We start from the raw sequence: 24,485 nt of genomic DNA, 5'->3' as shown, positions 1-24,485 counted from the left end.
ACGCTCCAGCTTTCCCGATTTGGTACCGTCGCCAATGCCGACGGCGCCACGAACCGGTAACCTCAGCAAATATTGACGTTCACTCAAAATTCTTCTTCCAGATGTCCGTCGGATCTCGTCGCTCACTGGCCGGGCGTGCCGACGGTCTGGACACAAAATAGTCCGGGCAGCTCTCCATGCCGTTGCGGTCACCCAGGTCGCTCTGCCCTGTCGGCGAGAAGCTGCACGGCAGGCTCGGCCCGCTGGTGCGCGTCGGCGTGATTCCGTTGAATCCGGCGCCGGCGCAGAATTGGACTCCGGTCCTGAACGGTGGAATGCGGGCTACTCAGAGCTGAGGCGTCACGGCACGCCCGGCGCGTTGACGAACCATACGTTGTCCTCGCGCAGCCGACGGCTGTGCCAGCCGTCAGGGGTGCGAACCACCTCGTGGTGGTAGTAGCCACCGCACGCGCTCTGCTCCGCCATGCCCGGCAACTGCATCGGGTTGTAGAACATCGCGCGCACCGTGGCGGTGTCGCCGTCGACGTCCGTATTGAAATCGGTGACTTCGATGTTGGTGATGTAGTGCATGCTCCACGGGATCACCCCGAAGTTCGCGGCGAACCACTCGACGACTTCGTCACGGCCGCCGACGACGGCGCCGGCCGACGAATAGTCGATGTGCGCATCGTCGGTGAACACCGAGCGGTACAGCTCCCAGTCCTTGGTGTCGACGGCCCGGGCGTACCGGTACAGCAGCCCGGCGATCTGTTCGGCGTCGCTCGTCATGAACGGTTCGCTCGCACGCTCGCTCGTCATGAACGGTTCGCTCGCACGCTCGCTCGTCATGAACGGTTCGCTCGCACGCTCGCTCGTCATGAACGGTTCGCTCGCACGCTCGCTCACTGGTCGGGCATGCCGATGGTCTTGGCCTCGAGGTACTCCTTGTAGCCCTCTTCGCCGTTGCGGTAGCCCAGGCCGCTCTGTTTGGTGCCGCCGAACGGGCTGCCGATTCCGAAGTGGCTCTTGCCGTTGATGGTCACGTTGCCGGTGCGCATCCGGCAGGCGACGGCGAACGCGCGGTCGACGTCGGCGCTGCTGACCTCACCGGACAGGCCGTAGATCGTGTTGTTGGCGATTGCGATCGCGTCGTCGTCGGTGTCGTACGGGGTGACGGTCAGCACCGGGCCGAAGATCTCCTCCTGCGCGACCTGCGAATCGGGATCGACGTCGGCCAGCAGCGTCGGTTGGGTGTAGTAGCCGACCGGCAGGTTCTCCGGGATGCCGCCCCCGGTGACCAGCCGGGCACCCGAGTCGATGCCGCTCTTGATCAAACCGAGGACCTTCTGCCGCTGGGCTTCGCTGATCTGCGGGCCCTGCATGTTGCCGGGAGTCCACGGGTCGCCGACCGGGAATCCTTCCATCATGGTCTTGAGGATCTCGATGCCCTCGTCATAGCGGCTGCGCGGCAACAGGATCCGGCTGGGCAGGATGCAGCTCTGCCCCGACATCACGCACGCCATCATCGCGGCCAGTGGCAGCGCGGCGTTGAAGTCGGCGTCGTCGAGCACGATGTGGGCGGACTTGCCACCGAGTTCCAGCAGCGTCTTCTTCACCGTCGGAGCGCCGGCGGCCAGGATCGCGCGGCCGGTGGCGGTCGAGCCGGTGAACGTGATCATGTCCACCCGCGGATCGGCCGACAGCGCGGCGCCCACCTCGTTGGCGTTGGAGACCACCACGTTGAACACACCTGCCGGGATGTCGGTCTCCTCGGCCACGATGCGCCCGTACTCGGTGCCCGACCACGGCGTGAGCTGCGCGGGTTTGAGCACGACGGTGTTCCCGGCCATCAGCGCAGGCACCGTCTCGGCGATGTTGAGGTAGAACGGCACGTTCCACGGGGTGATCGCGCCGACCACACCGACCGCTTCGTAGTGGATCTTGCGCCGCGCCGGCCCCAGCGGGGTGTCATGCACGCCGTTGTCGACCAGGTAGTCGAAATCCCGGCCGTGCTCGGCCCAGTGCTTGACCTCCTCGATCGGGCTCTCGATCTGGCTGCCGGACACCGAGACGGGGCAGCCGACCTCGGTGATCAGGATGCGGCGCAGCCGCTCCTTGTTGCGCTCCAGCGCCTCGTGCAGCTGGGTCAGGCAGTGATACCGGAAGTCCAGGTCCCGTGACCAGTCGGTCTCGTCGAATGCCCGCCGCGCCGCGCTGCAGGCGCGGGCCATGTCCTCGACGGTGCCGTCGGTGGCCCGCCCGGCGACCTGCTCGCTGGCGGGGTGGATCACGTCGAATGTGGCTCCGCTGCCCGTGATTTGCAGTTCCCCGTCGATGAGCATGCGCTCGTCGCCTGCGAGCACACCCGTGTCGGTCTCGGTCGTCGTCATGCCTGACAGCTTTACAAGTTTTACGCCGGGTGTCACGCGTTTTCTGTTAGCTCGGCTTTATTCCTACCGAATGGCGCAACTGTGCCAGAAACTGATCGTCGTCGTCGGCGCGGACGATGTAATGCGAGACGGCCACCCGGATCGCCGTGGCCGCCTTGACCGCGCCGTTGGGGCCGGGAAGCAGTTTCTCCAGCTGGGCGCGCATCGCCGGGATGATGTGGGCCAGGCGGCCGATGACCACCTCGGGTTCGATGTCGACGAGCCGCACGCCGGAATAGGACTGCTGGTAGTCGACGATGAACCGCATCGCGGCGTCCACCCGGTCGTTGCCGCGCAGCCCGGCCGTGGCCTTGGCGATTCCGGTCTCGAACATCTCGCGCTCGTAGATGCCGAACGCTTCCAGTAGGGCCGGCTTGTCGGCGAACCAGCGGTAGAGGGTCGGACGTGACACCCCGGCCTGAAGGGCGACCTCGGACAGGCTCAGCTTCGTCTGCCCGCTGCGGCTGAGCACCTCGGCGGTGGCGACGAGGATCCGGTGCCTCGTCGAGGTGTCCTCGGCGGCGGCGGCATCGCTTGCGGGTTCGTTCACGTACCTGGCCTCACTTACGGGTTCGGTCTCGATCGTAAAGCGTGTCCGGGCAGCGCAGCGGTGGCACGCGGGCGGCGTCGCTCACAAACTCTTCTCCAGCAGGGCGACGGTGTCGAGGTCGTCGAGCGCGTGCAGACTCCGCTCCAGGCCCTTCAACGCGATGCCGTCGTCCTGCATCCCGCCCATGCCCGCGGTGATCAGGGTGGCGACGTAGGGGTACATCGCGCCCTGCCGGTAGCGGTCCCACAGCTGGTCACCGTCCAGCTCCGGCCCGCCCGACGCCGCCAGCGCGCGCCGGTAGACATCGAGCAGATCCCGCTCCGAGCGCCGCCGATCCTCGGTGGTCATGCTGGTGACCAGCGTGTATGCCAGCTCCCGGCCGGGGTGGCCGCGCCGCACCGCCTGCCAGTCCAGCAGCCCGGCCCGCCCGTCGCGGAAGTACAGGTTGCCGGGGTGGGCGTCGCCGTGCATGACGGTGTGCGGCGGGCGGTCGACGAGCGAGGCGATGGCGCGGTAGTTGTCGTCGATGAAGCCACCTCGGTGCACGGGCAGGGGGGTGCGTTCGGCCAGCCGCCGCGCCGACGTCCGCAGCAGCGGCGCGGTGAGCAGGGATGCGCTGTCGCCCGACGCCGAGTAGAGCCAGCCGAGCGGGCCGGCGTGGCCCCGGGCGGGCAAGCGGCCCCAGAACGTCGCGTGCACGGTGGCCAACAGCTCGACGACGAGCGCGGCGCGATCCGCGTCGATCGGGTGCAAGGTGTCGGGGAACTCGCAGTCGCCGCCCGCGAGATCCTCAAGAACGAGGATGTACCGGCCGGTGTACGGGTCGAAGGCGGAGCCGTAGCTGAGCGGTACGCCGGTGGTGAGCTCCGGGGAAAGCTCCCGGTAGAACCGCGTCTCGGTCTCGGCGAGATTGCCCAGCTCACCCATCAGGCGGGTGCCGACGGTCTCGGCCGCCATTTTGACGAACACCGACTCGGGGACGCCGTCACCGGTGAGCGCCAGCCGGGCCCGCGACGACGTGCCCGCGTCGCCGTCGAGCACCGACACCGACGTCACCGCGCGCCCGATGACCGATGACATCGCGGCGGCGTCGAGATCGGCGACCGTGCGGGGCAGCGCACGAGCGCGGCCGATCAGTGCATCGGTCCCGATCCTGCCGAGGGCGCGGCCCAGATGCGCGGCCAGACCGGCGGCCCTTGCGATCCGCTGGGTGATGACGGTCAACACGCCTCCTAGGCTTGTACCTGTAGCCAGAACAGGCTTACAAAATCACCCATATTTGTAAAGTTAAAAGGGAGGCCGGCATGGCGGGTCCGCTGGAAGGTCTGCGGGTGGTCGAGCTCGGCGTGTGGGTGGCCGGTCCCGCGGCGGGTGGCATCCTCGCCGACTGGGGCGCCGATGTCGTCAAGATCGAACCGCCCGGCGGCGACCCGGCGCGCACATTCGGTCGGATGTTGGGCATCCAACCGCAGGATCGCCATCATGTCAGCCCGCCGTTCCAGATGGACAACCGTGGAAAACGCAGCGTGGTGCTCGACCTCGCGACCGCCGACGGGCAGTCCTCGGCGCGCGAGCTGCTCGCCGGCGCCGACGTGTTCCTGACCAACATCCGCACCGGTGCGCTGCGCCGCATCGGGCTGGACTTCCCGGCGGTGGCGGCGGCAAACCCCCAGCTGATCTACGGCCTGATCACCGGCTACGGCAGCGACGGCCCCGACGCGGATCGGCCCGCCTACGACGTCGCCGCGTTCTGGGCCAGGTCCGGTCTGGCTCACCTGCTGACCCGCCCCGGTGAGGCGCCGCCGTTCCAGCGCGGCGGGATGGGCGACCACATGGCCGGTATGACCCTGGCCGGTGCCGTGTGTGCGGCGTTGGTGGCGCGGGCCCGCACCGGCGCAGGGCAGTTGGTGAGCACGTCGCTGTACCGGCAGGGGGCCTACACCGTCAGCTTCGATCTCAACACGTTCCTGCTCACCGGGCACCCGATCGCGATCGGGCAGCGCGAGACGATGGGCAACCCGTGCATGAACAACTACACCGCCGCCGACGGGCGCCGGTTCTGGCTGGTCGGTCTGCAGGGCGAGCGGCACTGGCCCGCGTTGTGCGCCGCGGTGGAGCGCACGGACTGGCTGTCCGACGAACGTTTCGCCACCGGCCGGGCGCGCGCGGCCAATGCGGTCGAACTCATCGCCGAACTGGACACCGTCTTCGCGGGCAAGACGCTGGAAGAATGGGCGGAGGTCTTCTCCGGACAACCGGATCTGTTCTGGTCGCCGATCAACTCGATGGAAGACGTCATCGCCGACGAGCAGTTCCACGCATCCGGCGGGATCGTCTATGTGCCCGACTCCGACGGCGGGGCGGTCCCGATGGTCGCCACCCCGGCGGACTTTCACGGCACGCCCGCCGAAGTGCGTTGCGCTGCACCAGAACTGGGGGAGCACACAGAGGAGGTCCTCGCCGAACTCGCTCAGTGGACGAATCGCTCGATGTAGGGGGTGAACCGTCGCCGCAGCTCGTCGGAGTCCAGGCCCAGGTCGGCGGCGCGGTAATCGACCGTGCCCAGCCTGCCCCGGGTGTGCCCGGCCAGGTATTCGCTTACCGCTGTTCGGGATTCGGCGGAGGGACGGTATCCGGCCACGTCCCACACCCGTTCCACCATGGCCAGGTCGTCGGCCATGAACTCGTCGAAGCGCACGTCGATGGTGCGCTCGGGAGGCAGCTTGTCGTGGTCGCGCAGGCAGGCCGACAGCATCTCGTCTATGCGGTCGATCCAGTAGCCGGCCACGGTGGGCACGTCGACCTCGTCGACGCTCATGCGCATCGTGTAGGTCATCATCGTGGCCATCGACACCGACACGTCGACGGGATCGCGGTGGGTCACGATAAACGTCGCGTCCGGAAAGACGTTCATGATCGGCACGAACTGCTCGAGGTGCTGTGGACTCTTGAGTACCCATCGCCGCTCGTACCCGTCCTGGTGGGACAGCACCTGCAGCATCATCCGCAGGAACTGGTAGCCGGGCGTCTGGTCATTGTCGCGAAGGTAATCCGACCAGCGCGGCAGATGGGTCAGCGTGGTGAAGAACCCGCTCGCGAAATCCTGCACCATCAACCCGATGTCCTCGTGGATGTGGTCGATCGTCATCTCGTGCATCAACTGGAAGTAGGGCATCAGCGTGTTCGAGATGTTCAGGGCTGCGCCGGTGCGCTCCCGCCGCGGTTCGATCGTGCCCTCCTCGCCCAGCGGGGGCAACGGCTCCTGGGCCTCCCAGTACGGCAGCGAACGCAGCGCCGGATCCGCGGCCAACATGCTGTGCAGATGCGTGGTGCCCGTCCGGGGCAGGCCCGCGATGATCATGGGGGCCGCGATGTCGACGTCGAAGACCTCGGGGTGCCGCTTGAGGTGATCGATGACCTGCAGTCTGCCCTTGAGGAACGTCAGCATCAACGAGAACGCGTAGGTGCGGCCGGACGCGGTGAGCCGGGGGAGTTCGTGGAATGCCTCCAGTAGCACCGCCATCCGTTCGCGGTAGTCCTGAGCACCGAAGTCGGTCAGGCCGGTCTGTATGGACGCCTGCTCGTGAAGCGCGTCCGCGGTCAGCGGGCAGTAGTCCGCCATCGCCGCCATGCCGTCGATGATCGCCTGCGCCTCCGGGCTGAAGGTCGGGCGCGCCAGATCGGCGATGTGCACGGCGGCTGCCGGCCGCGGCGAGGGCGGGGCTGTCACGGCGCAGACGCTACCCGGGCGTTACAGATCTTACAAGAAGTGTCTTGACGTAAGTTTTGTGTCTAGGATTCTTCCATGTCTTCCTCCGCGGGTGAGAGTGCCGCCGCGTGGCGCGAATTACTCTCGGCGTTCGCCGATTTCGACACTCAGTTCCTCGATGGCCCCAAGGCGGTGCGGGGGCAGACCGCGGTGGCCGAGGGCTATCAGAACCTGGCCACCATGCTCGCGTTGTCCCTGGACATGCACTATTTCGCCGATCCGGTGGCGCCGCGGTTCATCGACACGTTGACGCCGTTTCGGCCGGATCGGCGCTGGGGCGGGGACAACACCGACTGCTACTACGGCTACGCGGCCGTCGACCCGCGTCGGACCTACCGGATCAGCGGGCGCCCGAATGACAGCGTCATGTACTCGGTCACCGTGTACAACGAGCCCGAGCCTGGGGCGTGGCCCAACCGCACCGTCGGGCTGCTCTACGACGTCGACATGCCGATCGACGTTGACGGCCGATTCCGTTGTGTGCTCGGCCCGCAACGCCCAGCCGGCTACGACGGACCGTTCATCGAGCTGAGCCACGACGCGCGCGGCATCATCACCCGCGACTACCACGAGCATCCGGAGTCCGGGGCGCGGGTGCAGTGGGACATCGAGGTCGTCGACCACGGTGGCCTGCCTGCGACCCCGGCGAAATCCGATGCGGACGTGGCGAAGTCGCTGCGCGCGTCGCTGCGGTTCGCCCAGGACATGTATGCGCTGATACCGCTGATACTGATGGAGCGCAAACCCGTCGAACTGGCCGACGGGCAGTCGCTGAGCCTCAACACCCTGGCCCCGCCGTACCGCGCGGGTGCTGCCACGCACGGCTACTCGATGCAGGATGCCTGCTATTGCCTGGGTGGGTTCTCCCTCGAGCCGGGTGAGGCGTTGGTGATCACGTCGAAGCACCCGAAGTGCCGCTTCTGGAATCTCACGCTGTGGAACCAGTACATGGCTGCTCTCGACGTCGAGTACGGCCGGGCGGGGCTGAACTCGGGCTCTGCGGTGCCGAACTCCGACGGCTCGGTCACGATCGTGGTGAGCACCGAGCAGCTCGCCCACCCCAATGCGCTCTCGACCAAGGGGCATCCGGAAGGGCTGATGTCATTTCGCTGGTTTCTCGCCGACGAATTGCCCGAACACCCCGCCACCACGGTGGTGCCCGTCGCGCAGGCGCCGGTGACGATCAGCTGAGATCGCCTGCGCCCGCGGACATCACCGGGCCGATCCACTGCCGCAGGTAGCCGCGCAGCGCGGCGGCGCTACGGGCCGGATTCGACGGCGCGATGACCATCGACTGGATCATCCGGAGCAGGAACTCGACCAGGTCGTCCATCCGTCGGCCCGTGAATCCCATCGCCGACCAGTCGATGCCGGTGTGCTCCAACATGGTTCGCGATCGGGCCACGGCCGCAGGCATCACCATCTTGCGGCTCATGACGCGCATCCGGTCGGTCTCCAGCAACAGCCCGAGAAGCGGTTCGTCGGGTAGCCGCTCGATCAGATAGGCGACGGCCTCGACGAGCAGATCGGTGGCGTCTGTGAAGTGGCCGGACATCTCCCCGATACGCGCCGTCCAATGGTCGAGGGCGATCTCGGCCGCGGCCGCCAGGAGGTCCTCGGAGGACGTGAAGTGGCGGTAGATGGTCGGGCGGGTGATGCCCAGATCGGCGGCCACCTCGGTCAGCGTGGTGAGTCTCGGCCCGCGTCTCTCGATGCTGGCCAGCGCGGCGTCGAGAATGCGCTGGCGCGCTTCGCGGTCATCGGCCGGCGGTGCACCGCGCCAGCCCTTGCGCCCCATGGCCGCAACCCTACATATCGCGGTGCTTGACCCGGGCCGCGTGGCGCAACTGGGCGAGGAACTGTTCGGAGTCGTCGCTGCGCACCAGGTACTGCGAGATCGCCACGCGCACCGCGGTGGCCGCCGCCAGAGCGGCGTCGGGCCCGGTGCACAGTCGTTGCAGGCGATCGCGCATCAGCGGCAGCACGCGGGTCAGTCTCTTGATCACCTGATCGGGTTCGACGTCGACCATGCGCAGGCCGGGGTAGGACAGTTGGTATTCGACGATGACCCGCAGCGCCGCGTCGAGGCGCTCGGAGACAGGAAGATCCGCGGTGGCCCGTGCTATCGCGCGTTCGTAGTACTGGCGTTCCCACACCACGAACACATCGAGCAACTCGCGCTTGTCGGCGAAGTACCGGTACAGCGTCGGGCGGGAGACGCCGGCCTGACTGGCCACCTCGGACAGCGACAACTTGGTTGTGCCGTTGCGGCCCAGCACTTCTGCCGTTGCGGCCAGGATGCGCTGGCGTGTCGGGGAGTCCGGATCGTCGGCGCTCTGCGGACCACGATCACCCGGCGGCGGTTGCGGCATGCAGACAGCTTTACAAATTAACGGTGAAGTGTCACGCTAATTCGGTGACTGCACCATCGCTGCACGAGCGTGAGCACAGCGCGATCGACATCACCTCCCACGACTTCTGGAGCCGACCCTTCGCGCAGCGTGACGAATCGTTCGCGCGGCTGCGCGCCGGTGACGGGCTGAGCTGGCACGCACCGTTTCCGTCGTTGTTCCCGATGGAGGAGCCCGGCTACTGGGCCGTGACCCGGCGGGCCGACATCGCCTACGTCAGCCAGCATCCCGAGTTGTTCACCTCCGCGCGCGGCGTCGCGCTGGACCCGATGCCCGCCGAGGTGCAGCGCTTCGCGTCGTTCTTCCTCACCATGGACCCGCCGCAGCACACGACCTACCGCCGGTTGATCAGCTCGGCGTTCACCCCGCGTAACGTCCGCCAGATCGAGGAGCAGATCCAGCGCAACGCGGTGGCGATCGTCGACGACCTGGTCGGGGCCGGCGACATCGACTTCGTCGCGGATTGTTCTGCGCGACTGCCGATGCTGACGATCATGGAGATGCTCGGGGTGCCCGGCGCCGATCAGCCCGCCGTGGCGCTGGCCGCCGAGAAACTGTTCTCGATGAGCGACGACGAGTACAGCTCCCTGGAAGAGCGGGCCGCCAACACCCTCAACGAGATCATGTTGCTGTCGAGCACCGGCGCCGAGCTGGCGAAGTTCCGCCGGGCCCATCCCGGGGACGACCTGATGACCGGCATCGTCAACGCCGAGGTGGACGGCCAGCGGCTCACCGACGAGGAGATCGGGGCGTTCCTGATCCTGCTGGCGTCGGCGGGTAACGACACCACCAAGCAGACCATCACGCACGCGATGATGGCGCTGGTGGAGAACCCGCAGCAGCGCGCGTGGCTGATGGCCGACTTCGACGGCCGCATCGGCGCGGCGGTCGAGGAGTTCGTCAGGTGGTCGTCGCCGGTGCTGCAGTTCGCGCGGTTCGCGACGCGGGACACCGAGATCAACGGGCACCCGGTCGCCGAGGGGGACAAGGTCGGGCTGTTCTACTGCTCGGCCAACCGGGACGAGGCGGTGTTCGACAACCCGGCGGGCTTCGATCTGTCGCGCTCGCCGAATCCGCATCTCGGGTTCGGCGGCGGCGGCCCGCATTTCTGCCTCGGCAACCAGTTGGCAAAGGCGGAGCTGCGAAACCTGTTCAGGGAGTTGCTCACTCGACTCAAGACGGTCGAGTTCGGTGAACCCGACCTGCTCCACAGCAGCTTCGTCCACGGTGTGAAGCGGCTGCCCGCCCACGTTCGATGAGGATCGGAGAGTGCGCATGAGGATTGCGGTGGATCTCGCCAAATGCACCGGGCACGGCATCTGTGAGTCGATCGCCGAGGACGTGTTCGAAGTCCAGGACGACGGCGCGGTGGTGATCCACGACGCCGACCGTCCGGAGTCCGACCGCGACCGGATGCAGCAGGCCATCACCCAGTGCCCGGCGGCGGCCCTCTACCTCGCCGCGGAATAGCATTCCCGGTCGTTGTCGAGGGGGCCCTCGCCGCAGCCCGGAATGCTATTCCGCGGCAGGTTATTTGGGCGGGCGGGGGCGGACCAGGACCGACTGCTGGATCGCGCCGACGGCGCCGGTCTCGTCGAACAGCGTTCCGAGCGTGGTGCCGATACCGTCGGGCCCGTAGTTGGTCTCGGCGCGGATGCCGACCCACTCACCGCCGGGCACCCGGTGGATGTGCACCGCGAGGTCGGTGTTCAGGAACGTCCACTTGCGGATGTCGAGTTTGGTGCCGATCCCGTTGGCGTCGTCGGCGACGGCGAACAGCCGTTCCAGCGGGGTCATCGACTCGCCCTTGACGAGATCGACCTCAGGCCTGATCCACGACTCGCCGGGCCCTTCGGTCATCGGTGTGGTGAGCCAGCGCCAGTCGAGGCTGTGGACGTAATTGCGGTCCCAGTCCTTCTTCATGTCACGGCTGCGTGCCTCCGACACCGGGCGCAGCGGCACGGCGGGCGCATGCACCACGGCGGCGGTGTCCAACGTCTGCAGTCGCCACCCACTGGCCCTGGCCACCGGTCGCGGCTGCCCGTCGGGTCCCAGCGCCAGCATTTCGGCGCTGATCAGCTCGATCTGCTTGCCTGAACGCTCCCGCCGGGCCCGCACCCAGAAGTCGCCCTCGGCCGGCACCGGGCCGAGCAGGTCCACCACCACCCGGCTCAGCCGGGTGTCGTCGCGCGCCTCACAGCGCTGCAGTCCGCGGACCAGCAGCGCCGACACGGGCGCGGCGTGCTGGATGGCGGCCGACCACGTGCTGCGCACGAAGTCGGTGGCCGCGAACTTCTCGCCGCGATCGTCTGCGGCGTCAACGAGCTCGTAGTAGCAGTCCGACATCAGTGCCTCTCGAAGTTGTCAGGCCGGCGCGGCGGCCGGGATGTCGACGGTGGTGGCTTCCAGCCGGGACAGTGTGGTGCCGCGCAGGCGTTCGGGGTAGGCGTCTGCGGCGGTCAACATGAACAGCGTGCGGCCCTCCGGGCCCCCCAGCGTGCACGCGATGGCGGTGCGGTCGCCGATGCCGATCCGGTCGGTCACCTCACCGCCCTCTTCGACGCGCTCGAACTGGTGTGCCAGCGTCATCGCCACCCACACCCCGCCTGCGACGTCGAGGCAGATGCCGTCGGGTGGGCCGTCCAAGCCATCGGCGAAAACCCTTCGCCCACCCAGGCTTCCGTCCTCGGCGATGCTGAATGCCGTCAGGCGTCTGCCGGTGGATTCGGCGACGATCAACGTGGCACCGTCAGCGGTGATGGCCATCCCGTTGGGGAAGTCGAGATCCCCGGCGACCACCTCGGAGCGCTGACCGTCGGGGTCGACCCGCACGATGACGCCGCCCTCGCGTGCCTGGGATCCGACGTAGGCCCCGCCGTGCCGGTCGATCACCATGTCACCGAGTGCGGCGGGCACCATGGCCGACAGGTCGGCGACGGTGGTCACCGAATCGCCGTCGTAGCCGAGTATCTGCCGTCGTTCGGTGGAGACGATCAACAGCGATCCGTCCGGCCGAAACCCCAGGCCGGACGGCGCATGTCCGGCCAGGTGCAGCGTGCTCATCTCACCGGCCAGCGTGACGGTGTGGACCGCCTCGCCGAGCATGTCGGAGAACCACACCAGGCCTTCGAACCAGCGCGGACCCTCGCCGAAGCAGAAGCCGTTGGCCAGCGGAGTGAGCGTCATATCATGACTTTACAAAACACGCGATAAGTGTCACGCTCGCTGGGTGCAGCTGTCAACCAGGAGCATGTCGTGAACATGAAGCGTTACCACAGCCACACCCTGCTCTATCTGCACGAGACGATCGATCTCGGGTCGGCGCGCAGCGAGCAGTTCGTCGCCGAGTTCAGCGGCGTGTACCACCCGATGATGGGCGAGCTGGGCGCCCGGCTGTTCGCCATCTGGGAGACCACGCCGTACAACGGGCACTGGCCGCAGGTGACGATCATCTGGGAGATCGACGCGTTCGCCGACTACGCGCGAATCGGACGGGCCCAGGCCCGCGGCGGCAGCCACGATGCGGCGGCGGCCGAATGGTCGACATACCTGCGCGACATCGGCGCCAGAGGCGAGGGCCGGATCATGTACGCCGGGCGCAGCAACATGACGCTGGCGCAGTTGCAGGAATCGGATTTCCGGGCCGGCCTGGTGATTCAGGAAGTCATGCAGACCAAGCCGGGCCGGCAGGACGACTACATCAGGGAACTGGAACGCCTCTACGTGCCGTGGTCGGAGTCGACGGGCAAGCGCTGGCTCGGCTCCTTCATCACCACCTTCAGGTTCAACGAGGTGATCCACTACTGGGCGCTCGAAGGAGACTGGGACTGCTTCGAGAATCACTACCCGTCGTGGAAGGACAGCCCGCCGGCCGAGATCGTCACCTGGATGAGCGTCGCCCCCGCACTGCGCGACGGCTGGGAGGACTCCATCCTGGTCGCCCTGCCCCCGTCCCCGCTGCAGTGAGCGCGAAAATGTCTGCCGCGCAACAGCCCGACTGCCGGCCCGGCCGGCGGCCGTTCACCTACGATCCGTTCGATCCGGACGTGATGGCCGACCCGCTGCCGTACTACCGGGTACTGCGCGACGAGCATCCGGTCTACTACCTGCAGAAGTGGGACACCTACGCGCTGTCGCGGTTCGACGACATCTGGAACGTGTTGGAGATCAACGACGGAACGTTCGTCGCCTCGGAGGGGACGCTGCCTTCGGCTGCGGTGCTGGCCGGACACAACGACGGTCCGGTGGCCGACCCGCCGCTGCACCCCATGCCGTTTCACGCGAACTTCGACGCGCCGATCTACGACGAGGTGCGGCGCTGCACCGCGGCGCCGTTCCGTCCGAGGAACGTCGCCAAACTCGCCGATCGGATCCGCGTCCTGGCCAACGAGCGTCTCGACGAGCTGCTGCCCCGCGGCCGGTTCGACCTGACCCAGGAGTACGGCGGTATCGTCGCGGCCTCGGTGGTCTGTGAACTCGTCGGCCTGCCGGCCGATCTCGCCCCCGACGTGCTGGCCACCGTCAATGCGGGCAGCCTGGCCCAGCCGGGCAGCGGCGTCGAGGTGGCCAACGCGCGGCCCGGCTACCTCGAATACCTCACACCCGTGGTGGCGCGCCGGCGGGCAGGCCAGGGGAGTGAACTGCCGATCGTCGACAACCTGCTGAACTACCGACTGCCCGACGGTTCGGCGCTCTCGGACACGGAAGCGGCCGTACAGATGCTCGGCGTCTTCATCGGCGGCACCGAGACCGTCCCCAAGATCGTCGCCCACGGATTGCGGGAGCTGTCGTCGCGGCCCGACCAGCTCGCCGAGGTGCGCTCCGACATGGACGCCAACGTCCCCGTCGCCCGCGAGGAGATGATCCGCTACTGTGCACCGGCCCAGTGGTTCGCGCGGACGCTGCGCAGGCCGTTCACGCTGCACGACACCACCATGCGACCGGGGCAGCGCATCATCTCCCTGCTCGCTTCGGCCAACCGGGACGAGCGCGAGTTTCCCGACGCCGACCGGTTCGTGTGGAATCGGCCGATGCCGCGGCTGCTCGCCTTCGGTCGGGGTCAGCACTTCTGCCTCGGTGCCCACCTGGCACGACTGGAGATCGCGATCATGGTGACCGAATGGCTCAAGCGGGTTCCGGAATTCCGCGTCGACACCGCTGCCGCGTTCCGCCCACCGTCGAGCTTCCAGTGGGGCTGGAGTGAGCTGCCGGTGGAGGTCTGAGGTGTGGTCCTACCGTCTCGTCGCGCCGTTCATCTTCGAGAAAGCCGATGTGCCCCAACGATGCCCGGAGTCACTCGGCGATGGGCAGGTGCTGCTGCGATTCCTGGCGGCGGGCATCTGTGGCAGTGATCTGCCCGGGTACCGCGGCGCCAAGGGCAGGCTGGCGGGCGACACCGGCGCGTGTGCTGCCGAGATGGACGGCTTCCCGATCCACGAGATCGCCGGTGAGGTGATCGCCAGCAGACACCCCGCCCACCGGCCGGGGGACCGCGTCGTCGGATGGGCATCCGGTTTCGACGGGCTGATGGAGCAGGTGATCGCCGACGGCGACGGCCTGGTGGCCTACCACGGGTCTCTGAGTCCCGCCCACGCCGTCGCTCTGCAGCCGCTGGCCTGCGTGCTCTACGCCGTCGAGCAGCTCCCGGACCTGACCGGACGCCACGTCGCCGTCCTCGGGCAGGGGTCGATCGGTCTGCTGTTCTCCCACGCCGCCAAGGCAGCCGGCGCCGCGCACGTCACCGGCGTCGACCCCGTCGACCGCGACGACGTCGGGCCCTCGTTCGGGGTAGACACCGTGGTGCGTGCCACCAGTGACCGCTGGGTCAGCCGGCTGGCTCCAGATGCCAAGCCCGACATCGTGATCGAGGCGGTCGGACATCAGGTCGCGACGTTGTCGCATGCGGTGGAGGCCGCCGCGTTCGGCGGCACGGTCTTCTACTTCGGGGTGCCCGATGACGACTGCTATCCCATCAGCATGCGCACCATGCTGCGCAACAACCTCACCCTGAAATCCGGGGTGACCATCGAGCGCAGAAGGGTTCTCGCCAAGGCCGACGCGTTCGCGCAGGAACATCCCGGCCTGCTCGAGCGCTACCTGACCCACACGTTCGGTATCGACGAGGCGCCCGCCGCGTTCGAACTGGCGTCGCGTCCCGTGCCCGGGCGGATCAAGATCGCGATCGTGGCCTGACATGGCGAGCAGATTGCAGGACGCGCTCGCGGACAACGCGCAGATCTGGGGCGGCTGGGTGGTCGGCCCGACGGTGCTCGGGCCCGAGGAGTTCGCCGCCGCCGGATACGACTACGTCGGATTCGACGTTCAGCACGGCTATCTCAGCGACGCCGACGTCGCACTGCTACTGCGCCGTCTTGAGCACGTCCCGATCGCCACCGTGGTGCGGCTGCCGGGTGTCGATGCGGCGCCGATCGGACGGGTGCTCGACGCCGGCGCCGACGGGGTGGTGATCGCGATGGTGGAGTCGGCCGCCCAGGCGGCCGCAGCGGTGGCCGCGGCACGGTACGCGCCGGACGGCGTCCGCAGCTTCGGGCCGTTGCGGGCCAGCCGGGGCATCGAGCCCGCGGCACTGCAGGCGCGCGCCTCGGTGTTCGCGATGGTCGAGACGGCGCGCGGCCTCGCCGCGATCGACGAGATCTGCGGCGTCGAGGGGCTGACCGGCATCTACGTCGGGCCCGCCGATCTGGCGATCTCGTTGGGTCACGGCCCCACCGAGGCGTGGACGCGTCCGGACGTGCTGGACGCGATGCAACACATCCAGCGCACCGCGACGCAGGCCGGGCTGGTGGCCGGTATCCACGCCAACACCGGAACGATCGGTAACGCGATGGCGCAGAATGGGTTCCAGATGATCACCCTGGCCTCGGAGTCGCAGGCGCTGCGCCGCGGCGCTGCCGCACACCTGGCCGAGGCCACCGGGCAGTCCGTGGTGCCCGGACAGCAGAGGTATTCCTGATGGCCGGTGACCGAGTCGCGCTGATCACCGGCGCCGCCCGCGGGCAGGGCGCGGCCATCGCGGCCAGACTGATCCAGGACGGGTTCTGTGTCGCGGCATGCGATCTGCTCGTCGGCGACCTCGAGCAGACGGTCGAGCGCCTCGGCCCAGATCGCGCGCTGGCAGTCGAACTCGACGTCACCTCCGAAGAGCAGTGGGCAAGCGCGGTCGCGGCGGTGGTGGACCGGTTCGGCGCGCTGACCGCGCTGGTGAACAACGCCGGTGTGCTGCACCGCGCTTCGCTGTCCGAGGAGACGCCCGCCGGGTTCGAGGGTAGCTGGCGGGTCAACTGCCTCGGGCCGTTCCTCGGCATCCAGGCGTCGCTGCCGCATCTGCGGGAGGCCGAGGGCGCGGCAATCGTGAACACCTGCAGCACAGGGGCGATCCGGCCCTTCCCGGACCACAGCGCCTACGGGTCGTCCAAATGGGCGCTGCGCGGCCTGACGCAGGTCGCGGCTGTCGAACTGGCGCCGGCCGGGATCCGGGTGAACGCCGTGTTCCCCGGGCCCGTCGAGACGCCGATGCTCGATCCGACGACGCAGTCCCGGCTCGCCGCGACGGCCCTGATGGGCCGGATCGGCACACCGATGGAGATCGCCGACGCGGTGGCGTTTCTGGTCTCCGAGCATGCCACCTTCATCACCGGTTCTGAGCTCACCGTCGACGGTGGGCAGTCCTTGCAGATTGGATGACGACCTCCATGGCCAAGACGTTCTCCGTCGCGATCATCGGCGCCGGCCCCGGCGGCCTGGCGCTCGGAATCTTCCTGCGCAAGGCCGGGTTCACCGATTTCACCATCTTCGATCGTGAGGACGGGGTCGGCGGCACGTGGCGGATCAACACCTACCCGGGTCTGGCCTGCGACGTGAAATCACACCTGTACTCCTACTCCTTCGACCTCAACGCGCACTGGTCGCGGATGTGGTCCGGGCAGGAGGAGATTCTCCAGTACTTCGAACGGTGTGCGCAGCGCTACCGGCTACCCGACAACCTGCAGCTGAACACCGAGATCGTTTCGGCCCGTTGGGGTTCGGAAACACGCACCTGGACGTTGACGACGGCCGGCGGTGAGGAGCACACCTTCGACATCGTGGTGTCGGCGATCGGGCTGTTCACCCAGCCGGTGATGCCCGACCTGGTCGAAGAGGAGCCGTTCACCGGAACGGTCATGCACACCGCGCGGTGGGACCACTCGGTGGATCTGCGTGACGCCCGGGTCGCGGTTCTCGGCACCGGATCGACTGCCGCACAGCTCGTTCCGGAGGTCGCCAAGCAGGCCGCCAAGGTGTACTCGGTGCAGCGATCGCCCACCTGGGTGCTGCCCAAGCCGGACCGCGAATACACCGGGCGGGAGAAGTGGATGTTCGCCCACATCCCGCTGGCCAAGAAGATCTACCGGACCCGGCTGTGGCTGCGCAGCGAGTCGAACATCTCGGTCATCGAGAACGGCAGCGACAAGACCGAGGAATTCAAGGGCATCGCGTTGCGCACGCTGGAGGCGACGGTGGCCGACGACGAGCTGCGGGCCAAGCTGACCCCCACCCACCCGTTGGGCTGCAAACGCCTGGTGTTCGCCACCGACTACCTGCAGACCCTGACCCAACCCCATGTCGAGGTGGTGTCCAGCCCCGCGCGCAGTCTGCGGTCCCGATCGCTGGTCACCGAGGACGGCACCGAGCTCGACGTCGACGTGGTGTTGTGTGCGACCGGCTACGCGGCGGCGGACTACCTGGGCCAGATCGAGGTGCGCGGGGCCGACGACGCACTGCTGAGCGACACGTGGCGCGACGGCGCATTCGCCTACCTGGGGATGGCCGTCCCCGGTTACCCCAACTTCTTCATGCTGTACGGGCCCAACACCAACGTCGGCTCCAACAGCGTGATCTTCATGTTGGAGGCGCAGGCGCACTACATCGTGCGCGCGCTGAAGTACATGCGGCGCAAGAACCGAAGCTACATCGAAGTGCGCTCCGACGTGATGACGCGCTTCCTCGAGAGGATCGACACCTGGATGCAGGGCACCGTGTGGCTGACGCGGTGCAGCAACTACTTCCGCGCGCCGAACGGGCGGGTGGTCACCCAGTGGCCGCGCAGTGCCCGCACCTTCTGGGGCCTCACCCGCCGGTTCAATCCCGGCGACTACGGCTTCGACGCGCCCAGCTCCCGCTCGCGCATCCGGGTCGGTGCCCAGACCTCGGTGAAGCAACCGTGACCGATCGCGACATCACCGAACGTCTCGATCCGGCCCTGCGGCATCTCGCGGGGGCGCGCACCGACCTGTCGCCGCCGGTGCTCGGTGCGGTCCGGGACTCGTTGAACCAGCGTCGCGCCGAGACGGCCCGGTCGGTCGACACCGTCGGCGTCGAGATCGAACAACGCGAGGTCCCCGTCCCGGCCGGGCATCGCGTCACGGTGCGGATCTACCGCGGCGGGCCACCGGGATCAGGCGTGGTGCTCTATTGCCACTCAGGCGCTTTCGTGCTCGGAACCCTCGACACCGATCACCGGCAGTGCATCGAGATGGCCCGCCGGGGGCGGTGCACCGTGCTGTCCGTGGATTACCGGCTGGCCCCCGAACACCCGTATCCCGCCGCGCTCGACGACGCGGCGGCGATCCTCGACTGGGGGGTGGGGAACGCGGCGGAACTGGGCATCGACGCCGCCGCGGTGGCCCTGGCGGGCAGCAGCGCCGGGGCCTCGTTGGTGGCCGGGCTCGCCCAGCGCTCGGCCGCCGGTGGCGCGCCCCCTGTGGTGTTCCAGCTGCTGCACCAGCCGGTGCTCGACGACCGGCCGTCCCCGTCGAAGGAGGAGTTCACCACCACGCCGGGATTCGACAGCCAAGCGGTGCAGTGGATGTGGCGTCACTACGGGGGCGGTGATCCCCTCCCCGAAGACGCGGTGCCGGCCCGTGCCGACGAATTGTCCGAGCTGCCTGCCACATTGATCACCTGCTCGGAGCTCGACCCGCTGCGCGACGAGGCGATCGACTATGCGCTGCGGCTGATGTGGTCGGGGGTCAACACCGAACTGCACGTCTTCAGCGGCACATGCCACGGTTTCGACTCCCTGGTCCCGGACTGGGAAGTCAGCAGCCAGCTGTTCGACATCCAGGGCGCGGCGCTACGCCGTGCGTTCCTTGGCTAACTCCCGCGCGACCGCCGCGTGGTAGGCGTCGATGTTGGCCGGGTTGACCGTGCGGAAAAACCCGTCGGGTAGCGGCGAATCCCTGAACGCCTCCACCGTCATGGTGCGGCTGAACAGCGTGATGCCCTCACCCGGTTGAGTAAACTTGTACTGCACGGTGATCCGGCCCGGCATGCCACCGTTGCCCTCACTGTCATGACCGAGATTGCCGACGGAGTTGAACATCCACAGCTTGGGGCGCATGGCGATCGCGAGGTGCCAGGTGAAGATCCGGTTGCCGTCCGGTCCGGTTTCGGTCCACGTGTCACCGATCTCCAGCGGCAGCTTCTCGGGAACCTTGCCGACGTGCGCGCTGCCCGGGTACGTCTTCGTCCAGTTGACCGGGTTGGTCACGAAGTCGTAGATCTCCTCGGGGGACTGGGTGAACGCCGTCTCCGACGTCGTCGTCACGATTCCCACACCGGCTCCTCTTCGACACACTCGAGTGCTTTACAAAGTCACGCCATAATGTCACGCTGCCAGGTGAGTGGCCAAGTGGGTGCACGGTCAAGAGGTGGGAGCCGTCACGATGGACTTCTCCGAAGTCGAACTGTCCGACGACGATCGGGCCTTCCAGGCAGAGCTGCGCGGGTTCCTCGCCCGCGTGGTGACCGATGACGTCATCGAGCGCGACCGCCGGACCGGTGACAACTTCGACGAGACCGTCCATCTGGCGCTCGGCGCCGCCGGCTACCTGGAGCGCGACTGGCGCGCCGGGCAGGACGGCGGCTTCACCGCGGTCCAGCGACGGATCTTCGAACTCGAGATCGGCCGGGCCCACACCCCGTGGTTCCACTGGGGCACCACCTCGATGGTCGCCAAGGCGGTGGACCAGTTCGGTTCCGACGAGCTCAAGGACGAGGTCCTCGACCGGGTGCTGTCCGGGGAGTTCCGGCTGTGCCTGGGCTACACCGAACCCGAAGGTGGATCCGACGTGGCGACCTGCAAGACCCGGGCCGTGCGCGACGGGGACGGCTGGATCGTCAACGGCTCAAAGATGTTCACCTCCAACGCACACCACGCCCAGTACGTCTTCCTGATCACCAACACCGACCCGGCAGCGCCCAAGCATCAGAGCCTGACGATGTTCCTCGTCCCGCTCGACGCCACCGGGGTGGACATCCAGCCGATCCGCACCGTCGACGGCGACCGCACCAACATCACCTTCTACAGCGACGTCCGCGTGGACGACAGATACCGCGTCGGCGCGGTCAACGGCGGCTGGGCCGTGCTGCGCGAGGCGCTCAACGCCGAACACGGCACCGTCGAACACGACGGCAGCGGTCTGAACAAGATCGCGGTGATGACCGAGCACGCAACGTTGCTCGCCGACGAAGTCGACCGGATCGCGGGGGAGATGTACAGATCGGGGCGACTGGACGACGACTCGATCGGATACCGGTTGGGGCGCAGCATTGCGAGGCTGGAAGCCGCCCTCAGTACGCCGGAGATGTTCGGCCGGGTCGCCATCGCCCAGACGCTGCGTGACATCACCCCGGACCTGATGGATGTCCTCGGTACTACGTCCGTCGTGCCAGAGGGGCTCAACGCCGAATACCTGTTCCGGTTGGCCCTGCCGACCGGTATCTACGGCGGAACGCTGGACGTGTTCCGCAACATGATCGCCCAGCACGCGCTGGGACTCGGAAGGCCGAACTACTCGCCGCCGGTTCGACGGCCTTAGCTGGTCCATATCGGAAGGTGTGGTGGGCCGTTGCCGTAGTCGGATTCGTGCCATCCGGTGGGGATTCGTAGGGCATGTGGCTTGTGGCAGGTGGTGGGTGGGGTTTCGGCGGCCAGCAGCCTCCGCTTTGCGTCCACGTCATCGAGGCCACGCATACTTCGACCTTGTGGCCGCTCCCGGAACGCCAATTCACAGATTTTCTTCAGCTACCTGGTCCTCGCTGGGGTTACGGTCGAGTCCATGCGTAGGTGGTGGCGGGCGCAGGACATCATGCTGAAGTTCTCGGTGATCACGATTACCCTGGGCGTCCTCTTCGTGATCTACATGATCATCGGCTTCTTCGTGGTGGTTCCGTACTGACAGCAGAAAGCCCCGCCCGGTCATCCCGGAGCGTGGTCTTCTTGCGCCGTCGTGCTAGGAGTACTGAGCCGATAGCGTGGTGTTGTACTCCCGGTGCGGCGCACCGACAACTACTTAGAGCCGCGGGATGACCTCCGCCGCCAGCAGTTCCAGCGTCTGGTCGGAGCATCGATCGTGGGTGAACAGCACGATCTGCCCGAAGCCCATCTCGGCCAGCGCGCCCAGCCGGTCCACCATCTCGGCCGGGGTGCCGATCAAGTCGGTGTCGTGGAGCCCGAATCCCTCACCGCCGAAGCGCTTCTCGGCGAGGCTGCGCACTGTCGGCAGCGACGCTTCGTCGGGGGCGAGCGCCATCACCGCCTCGATCGACAGCGTGATGGTCTGCGGGTCGCGGCCGACGTCCTCGCAGATCGACCGCAGCGCCGCGATCTTCTCCTTGATCTGCCCCAGCGCGTACGTGGGCACATTCCAGACGTCGGCATAGCGCGCCACCAGCGGCAGCGTGAACTTCTCGCCGACCCCGCCGACGACGATCGGCGGACGGGGCCGCTGCACCGGCCCGGGCTTGATCGGCATGTCGGTGACGGTGAAGTGCTTGCCGGTGAAGTCGATCCGCTCGTCGCCGAACGCCTGGTGCAGAATCTGCAGGGTCTCGCCGAGTTGTTCGGACCGCTCGGCGAACGAACCCCACGGCAGGCCGGCGCGGCGGTGTTCGTCCTCGATCGAGCCGCTGCCGATGCCGAGGCTCAACCGGCCGCCGGAGATCTGATCCAGCGTGGCGGCCATCTTGGCCAGCGTGACCGGATGCCGAAACTGGTTGCACAACACCATGTGTCCGACCCGCAGCGTGTCGGTGCGGCTGAGCAGCGCGGTGGCCAGTGTCCACGCCTCCATCGACGGGTAGTCCGGCATGCCCGGTCCGTACAGGTGGTCGTAGAGCCACAGGGAGTCGATGCCGAGTTTCTCGCAGCGCCGGGCGCGGTGCAACAACTCATCGAACGAGAAGCCCATCTGGGGTAGGTAGACGCCGATCTCCGGCCTGCTCATGGCCCTCCCGCTCCGATGGTGCTGTACATTCCGCCGCCTGCATGGTAACGACATTCTCGCAAAGTGAGAAGGTTGTTCCGGCGACAACGAGACCAGGAGCGCTGCCCATGCAGTTCGCGATCACCCATCCGATGCACAGCCATCCCTATAACCCCGAGCTCGTCACCGGCACCGGGATCGCGCAGGTGGCCCAAGCCGCGGAGAAGGCCGGGTTCGGCGGCTTCGGCTTCACCGACCATCCCGCCCCGACCCAGCGCTGGCTGGAAGCGGGAGGGCACGACGCGCTCGACCCGTTCGTGGCGATGGGATTCGCGGCCGCGCACACCTCCACGCTGCGGTTGATCCCCAACATCGTGGTGCTGCCGTACCGCAACCCGTTCGTGGTCGCCAAGGCCGGTGCGACACTGGACCTCGTCTCCGGCGGCAGGTTCACCCTGGCCGTCGGTGTCGGCTACCTGAAGCGCGAATTCACGGCGCTCGGCGTCGATTTCGACGAGCGGGCCGAGCTGTTCGAGGAGTCGCTGCAGGTGATCCGCGACGCCTGGACCACCGACGACATGACCTTCGAGGGTAAGCACTTCAGCGCCAAGGGCATCACCGCGCATCCCCGGCCGGTCAGCACGCCGCATCCGCCGATCTGGGTGGGCGGCAACACCTCCGCCGCGCGGGCGCGGGTCGCGAGGTACGCACAGGGCTGGTGTCCGTTCCGGGCGCCGGCGGTGCTCGCGCAGACCGCCCGCACGGCGGCGCTGGAGACGGTGGAGCATCTCACGGCCGGCATCGACGACCTGCGCCGCCGCCTGGAGGGCGCGGGCCGCGATCCGTTCGACATCGACATCACGTTCACCAACGATGCGGGCGGGTCACCCGGCGCCGCAGACTTCAACGCCGACGAGTTCCTCTCCGGCGCAGCCGAACTCGAAAAGGCAGGAGTGACGTGGATTCAGGTGACGGTACCGGGGGACAGCCTCGCCCACACGCTGGAGGCCATCGAGGAGTTCGGCGGGTCGGTCATCGGGAGACCGTGAGCGCCGGTCACGACCCGGCGAGCCTGACCAGGGTCTTGCCGATGTTGGCGCCGGTGAACAAGCCGTTGAGCGCGTCGACGCAGGATTCGATGCCGTCGAAGATGTGTTCGCGATGGGTGAGCAGGCCCTGCTCCTCCCAGCCCCGCAGCGCCGCGAAGGCCTCGTCGAAACGGCCCCATTCGTCGAGGGCGTTGAACCCCTGCATCAGCGCCGTCTTGGCGAGCAGGTTGACGTAGTTCGCCGGTCCCGGGTGCTCGCCGGTCAGGTAGCTGGAGATCACCCCGCACAGCACGACACGCGCCTTGTGCGCGAGCCTGCCGAGCACCGCATCGAGGATCGGCCCGCCGACGTTGTCGAAATAGACGTCCACGCCCTTCGGGCAGTGCTGCCGCAGCGCCGCCGGCACATCCTCGTTGCGGTAGTCGATGCACGCGTCGAAACCGAAGTCCTCCACCACCGCCCGGCACTTGTGCGGCCCGCCCGCGATTCCCACCACGCGTGCGCCCGCGATCTTGGCGATCTGTCCCGCCACCGATCCGGTGGCTCCGGCGGCGGCCGACACCACGACCGTCTCGCCCGGCTGCGGACGGCCGATCCCGGTCATCCCGAAATACGCGGTGGCGCCCGTCGGCCCGTAGATCGACATCACCGCGAGCTGGTCCACCTGGTCACCCGGGCCGGGCACCGGGGTGGTGAACAGGTCGTCGCGGACGATCGTGTACTCCTGGAACCCGGTCAGCGTCGTCACGATGTCGCCGACGGAGTATGCGGCGCAGCGGGATTGGACCACCTCACCGATCCCGGCGGCGCGAATCACCTCACCCAGGCCCACCGGGGGCAGATAGCCCGGTTGATCGTCGAGCCAGGTCCGCGCGGCCGCGTCGATTCCCACGTAGGTGGTGCGCACCAGCGCCTCGCCGTCGCCGGGTTCGGGGGCGGGCGCGGTCACGAGTTCGGTGTCTTCGGGTGCGACCAGCCCGTGCGGGCGGCGGCGCAACACAATCTGGCGGTTCGTCAGCGTCGGCACCCGGCC

General features: G+C 67.8%; 25 protein-coding genes. 13 read left to right on the top strand and 12 right to left on the bottom strand.

The window, feature by feature from the left end; all coding sequences use genetic code 11:
- Positions 1-339 precede the first annotated feature (339 nt).
- The 4 genes from BN976_RS20420 to BN976_RS20405 all read right to left on the bottom strand — a co-directional run bounded on the left by BN976_RS20420 (position 340) and on the right by BN976_RS20405 (position 4,182).
- Positions 340-768 (bottom strand): nuclear transport factor 2 family protein, encoded by a 429-nt coding sequence (locus tag BN976_RS20420; RefSeq protein WP_036374128.1) that lies wholly within the window; start codon positions 766-768, stop codon positions 340-342.
- A gap of 113 nt (positions 769-881) precedes the next feature.
- Positions 882-2,369, bottom strand: coding sequence for an aldehyde dehydrogenase family protein (locus BN976_RS20415; protein WP_011779453.1), 1,488 nt, complete (start codon positions 2,367-2,369; stop codon positions 882-884).
- Positions 2,370-2,415: 46 nt separating this feature from the next.
- Entirely contained in the window at positions 2,416-2,958 is a 543-nt protein-coding gene (locus BN976_RS20410; RefSeq protein ID WP_011779454.1) for a TetR/AcrR family transcriptional regulator, read from the bottom strand.
- 81 nt (positions 2,959-3,039) lie between these two features.
- Positions 3,040-4,182, bottom strand: a complete 1,143-nt coding sequence (locus BN976_RS20405; RefSeq protein WP_011779455.1) for a phosphotransferase — start codon at positions 4,180-4,182, stop codon at positions 3,040-3,042.
- 80 nt (positions 4,183-4,262) lie between these two features.
- Here BN976_RS20405 and BN976_RS20400 point away from each other — a divergent pair, with 80 nt between their 5' ends.
- Positions 4,263-5,453: a CaiB/BaiF CoA transferase family protein gene (locus tag BN976_RS20400; protein ID WP_011779456.1), complete on the top strand. Its 1,191-nt coding sequence runs from the start codon at positions 4,263-4,265 to the stop codon at positions 5,451-5,453.
- Here BN976_RS20400 and BN976_RS20395 read toward each other — a convergent pair.
- A complete protein-coding gene (locus BN976_RS20395) occupies positions 5,429-6,688 on the bottom strand; it encodes a sulfotransferase family protein (protein WP_011779457.1) in 1,260 nt (419 codons plus the stop codon). The genes BN976_RS20400 and BN976_RS20395 overlap by 25 nt on opposite strands.
- A 75-nt stretch (positions 6,689-6,763) precedes the next feature.
- Between BN976_RS20395 and BN976_RS20390 the strand changes: the two genes are divergently transcribed.
- Positions 6,764-7,918 carry a DUF1214 domain-containing protein gene (locus BN976_RS20390; RefSeq protein ID WP_011779458.1) on the top strand — a complete coding sequence of 385 codons (1,155 nt, stop codon included), beginning with the start codon at positions 6,764-6,766 and terminating at the stop codon, positions 7,916-7,918.
- Here BN976_RS20390 and BN976_RS20385 read toward each other — a convergent pair.
- Together BN976_RS20385 and BN976_RS20380 are read right to left on the bottom strand one after the other, a co-directional pair.
- The gene (locus tag BN976_RS20385) at positions 7,911-8,525 is read right to left on the bottom strand and encodes a TetR/AcrR family transcriptional regulator (RefSeq protein WP_011779459.1); all 615 of its coding nucleotides are present in this window, start codon (positions 8,523-8,525) and stop codon (positions 7,911-7,913) included. The genes BN976_RS20390 and BN976_RS20385 overlap by 8 nt on opposite strands.
- A 10-nt stretch (positions 8,526-8,535) precedes the next feature.
- On the bottom strand, positions 8,536-9,099 hold the full coding sequence (locus tag BN976_RS20380) for a TetR/AcrR family transcriptional regulator (RefSeq protein ID WP_011779460.1): 564 nt from the start codon (positions 9,097-9,099) through the stop codon (positions 8,536-8,538).
- A gap of 44 nt (positions 9,100-9,143) precedes the next feature.
- Here BN976_RS20380 and BN976_RS20375 point away from each other — a divergent pair, with 44 nt between their 5' ends.
- Positions 9,144-10,397 carry a cytochrome P450 gene (locus tag BN976_RS20375; RefSeq protein WP_036373405.1) on the top strand — a complete coding sequence of 418 codons (1,254 nt, stop codon included), beginning with the start codon at positions 9,144-9,146 and terminating at the stop codon, positions 10,395-10,397.
- Between the two features lie 16 nt (positions 10,398-10,413).
- Positions 10,414-10,608, top strand: coding sequence for a ferredoxin (locus BN976_RS20370; RefSeq protein WP_011779462.1), 195 nt, complete (start codon positions 10,414-10,416; stop codon positions 10,606-10,608).
- Between the two features lie 60 nt (positions 10,609-10,668).
- On the opposite strand, the gene BN976_RS20365 is transcribed toward BN976_RS20370, so the two are convergent.
- Together BN976_RS20365 and BN976_RS20360 are read right to left on the bottom strand one after the other, a co-directional pair.
- On the bottom strand, positions 10,669-11,484 hold the full coding sequence (locus tag BN976_RS20365) for a thioesterase family protein (protein WP_036373402.1): 816 nt from the start codon (positions 11,482-11,484) through the stop codon (positions 10,669-10,671).
- Between the two features lie 18 nt (positions 11,485-11,502).
- A complete protein-coding gene (locus BN976_RS20360) occupies positions 11,503-12,324 on the bottom strand; it encodes an SMP-30/gluconolactonase/LRE family protein (RefSeq protein ID WP_036373399.1) in 822 nt (273 codons plus the stop codon).
- Positions 12,325-12,399: 75 nt separating this feature from the next.
- Between BN976_RS20360 and BN976_RS20355 the strand changes: the two genes are divergently transcribed.
- Genes BN976_RS20355 through BN976_RS20325 form a run of 7 tightly spaced genes read left to right on the top strand, consistent with a single transcriptional unit; the run spans position 12,400 to position 19,294 of the window.
- Positions 12,400-13,104 (top strand): hypothetical protein, encoded by a 705-nt coding sequence (locus tag BN976_RS20355; RefSeq protein WP_036374126.1) that lies wholly within the window; start codon positions 12,400-12,402, stop codon positions 13,102-13,104.
- An 8-nt stretch (positions 13,105-13,112) separates the two neighbouring features.
- The gene (locus BN976_RS20350) at positions 13,113-14,360 is read left to right on the top strand and encodes a cytochrome P450 (protein ID WP_036373396.1); all 1,248 of its coding nucleotides are present in this window, start codon (positions 13,113-13,115) and stop codon (positions 14,358-14,360) included.
- A 1-nt stretch (position 14,361) separates the two neighbouring features.
- On the top strand, positions 14,362-15,330 hold the full coding sequence (locus tag BN976_RS20345) for a zinc-binding dehydrogenase (RefSeq protein WP_036373393.1): 969 nt from the start codon (positions 14,362-14,364) through the stop codon (positions 15,328-15,330).
- A 1-nt stretch (position 15,331) separates the two neighbouring features.
- The gene (locus BN976_RS20340) at positions 15,332-16,111 is read left to right on the top strand and encodes an HpcH/HpaI aldolase family protein (protein WP_036373390.1); all 780 of its coding nucleotides are present in this window, start codon (positions 15,332-15,334) and stop codon (positions 16,109-16,111) included.
- Positions 16,111-16,842, top strand: a complete 732-nt coding sequence (locus tag BN976_RS20335; RefSeq protein WP_036373387.1) for an SDR family NAD(P)-dependent oxidoreductase — start codon at positions 16,111-16,113, stop codon at positions 16,840-16,842. The genes BN976_RS20340 and BN976_RS20335 overlap by 1 nt, the downstream gene beginning before the upstream one ends.
- Before the next feature lie 8 nt (positions 16,843-16,850).
- Positions 16,851-18,362, top strand: coding sequence for a flavin-containing monooxygenase (locus BN976_RS20330; protein ID WP_036374124.1), 1,512 nt, complete (start codon positions 16,851-16,853; stop codon positions 18,360-18,362).
- Complete coding sequence (locus tag BN976_RS20325; RefSeq protein WP_036373382.1) at positions 18,359-19,294, top strand: alpha/beta hydrolase; 936 nt, start codon at positions 18,359-18,361, stop codon at positions 19,292-19,294. The genes BN976_RS20330 and BN976_RS20325 overlap by 4 nt, the downstream gene beginning before the upstream one ends.
- Here BN976_RS20325 and BN976_RS20320 read toward each other — a convergent pair.
- Entirely contained in the window at positions 19,271-19,753 is a 483-nt protein-coding gene (locus BN976_RS20320; RefSeq protein ID WP_011779472.1) for a polyketide cyclase, read from the bottom strand. The genes BN976_RS20325 and BN976_RS20320 overlap by 24 nt on opposite strands.
- A gap of 109 nt (positions 19,754-19,862) precedes the next feature.
- Between BN976_RS20320 and BN976_RS20315 the strand changes: the two genes are divergently transcribed.
- On the top strand, positions 19,863-21,017 hold the full coding sequence (locus tag BN976_RS20315) for an acyl-CoA dehydrogenase family protein (RefSeq protein WP_036374121.1): 1,155 nt from the start codon (positions 19,863-19,865) through the stop codon (positions 21,015-21,017).
- 474 nt (positions 21,018-21,491) lie between these two features.
- Here the strand turns inward: BN976_RS20315 and BN976_RS20310 are convergent, their stop codons facing one another.
- Positions 21,492-22,424, bottom strand: coding sequence for an LLM class flavin-dependent oxidoreductase (locus BN976_RS20310; RefSeq protein ID WP_036373379.1), 933 nt, complete (start codon positions 22,422-22,424; stop codon positions 21,492-21,494).
- 107 nt (positions 22,425-22,531) lie between these two features.
- Here BN976_RS20310 and BN976_RS20305 point away from each other — a divergent pair, with 107 nt between their 5' ends.
- Positions 22,532-23,452: an LLM class F420-dependent oxidoreductase gene (locus BN976_RS20305; RefSeq protein WP_036373376.1), complete on the top strand. Its 921-nt coding sequence runs from the start codon at positions 22,532-22,534 to the stop codon at positions 23,450-23,452.
- A gap of 7 nt (positions 23,453-23,459) precedes the next feature.
- Here BN976_RS20305 and BN976_RS20300 read toward each other — a convergent pair whose 3' ends face one another.
- Positions 23,460-24,479 (bottom strand): NADP-dependent oxidoreductase, encoded by a 1,020-nt coding sequence (locus BN976_RS20300; protein ID WP_011779476.1) that lies wholly within the window; start codon positions 24,477-24,479, stop codon positions 23,460-23,462.
- Positions 24,480-24,485 lie beyond the last annotated feature (6 nt).

This window comes from Mycolicibacterium austroafricanum, assembly GCF_000612725.1.
Classification (GTDB): domain Bacteria; phylum Actinomycetota; class Actinomycetes; order Mycobacteriales; family Mycobacteriaceae; genus Mycobacterium; species Mycobacterium austroafricanum.
This window is presented reverse-complemented; position numbering and strand designations above follow the sequence as displayed.

Excerpts from the sequence above, each read along its gene's own strand:
- BN976_RS20365 (WP_036373402.1), bottom strand. The coding sequence starts at position 11,484 with ATGTCGGACTGCTACTACGAGCTCGTTGACGCCGCAGACGATCGCGGC.
- BN976_RS20335 (WP_036373387.1), top strand. The coding sequence starts at position 16,111 with ATGGCCGGTGACCGAGTCGCGCTGATCACCGGCGCCGCCCGCGGGCAG.
- BN976_RS20360 (WP_036373399.1), bottom strand. The coding sequence starts at position 12,324 with ATGACGCTCACTCCGCTGGCCAACGGCTTCTGCTTCGGCGAGGGTCCG.
- BN976_RS20380 (WP_011779460.1), bottom strand. The coding sequence starts at position 9,099 with ATGCCGCAACCGCCGCCGGGTGATCGTGGTCCGCAGAGCGCCGACGAT.
- BN976_RS20400 (WP_011779456.1), top strand. The coding sequence starts at position 4,263 with ATGGCGGGTCCGCTGGAAGGTCTGCGGGTGGTCGAGCTCGGCGTGTGG.
- BN976_RS20370 (WP_011779462.1), top strand. The coding sequence starts at position 10,414 with ATGAGGATTGCGGTGGATCTCGCCAAATGCACCGGGCACGGCATCTGT.
- BN976_RS20355 (WP_036374126.1), top strand. The coding sequence starts at position 12,400 with ATGAAGCGTTACCACAGCCACACCCTGCTCTATCTGCACGAGACGATC.
- BN976_RS20305 (WP_036373376.1), top strand. The coding sequence starts at position 22,532 with ATGCAGTTCGCGATCACCCATCCGATGCACAGCCATCCCTATAACCCC.
- BN976_RS20385 (WP_011779459.1), bottom strand. The coding sequence starts at position 8,525 with ATGGGGCGCAAGGGCTGGCGCGGTGCACCGCCGGCCGATGACCGCGAA.
- BN976_RS20330 (WP_036374124.1), top strand. The coding sequence starts at position 16,851 with ATGGCCAAGACGTTCTCCGTCGCGATCATCGGCGCCGGCCCCGGCGGC.
- BN976_RS20350 (WP_036373396.1), top strand. The coding sequence starts at position 13,113 with ATGTCTGCCGCGCAACAGCCCGACTGCCGGCCCGGCCGGCGGCCGTTC.
- BN976_RS20340 (WP_036373390.1), top strand. The coding sequence starts at position 15,332 with ATGGCGAGCAGATTGCAGGACGCGCTCGCGGACAACGCGCAGATCTGG.
- BN976_RS20315 (WP_036374121.1), top strand. The coding sequence starts at position 19,863 with ATGGACTTCTCCGAAGTCGAACTGTCCGACGACGATCGGGCCTTCCAG.
- BN976_RS20390 (WP_011779458.1), top strand. The coding sequence starts at position 6,764 with ATGTCTTCCTCCGCGGGTGAGAGTGCCGCCGCGTGGCGCGAATTACTC.
- BN976_RS20310 (WP_036373379.1), bottom strand. The coding sequence starts at position 22,424 with ATGAGCAGGCCGGAGATCGGCGTCTACCTACCCCAGATGGGCTTCTCG.
- BN976_RS20415 (WP_011779453.1), bottom strand. The coding sequence starts at position 2,369 with ATGACGACGACCGAGACCGACACGGGTGTGCTCGCAGGCGACGAGCGC.
- BN976_RS20420 (WP_036374128.1), bottom strand. The coding sequence starts at position 768 with ATGACGAGCGACGCCGAACAGATCGCCGGGCTGCTGTACCGGTACGCC.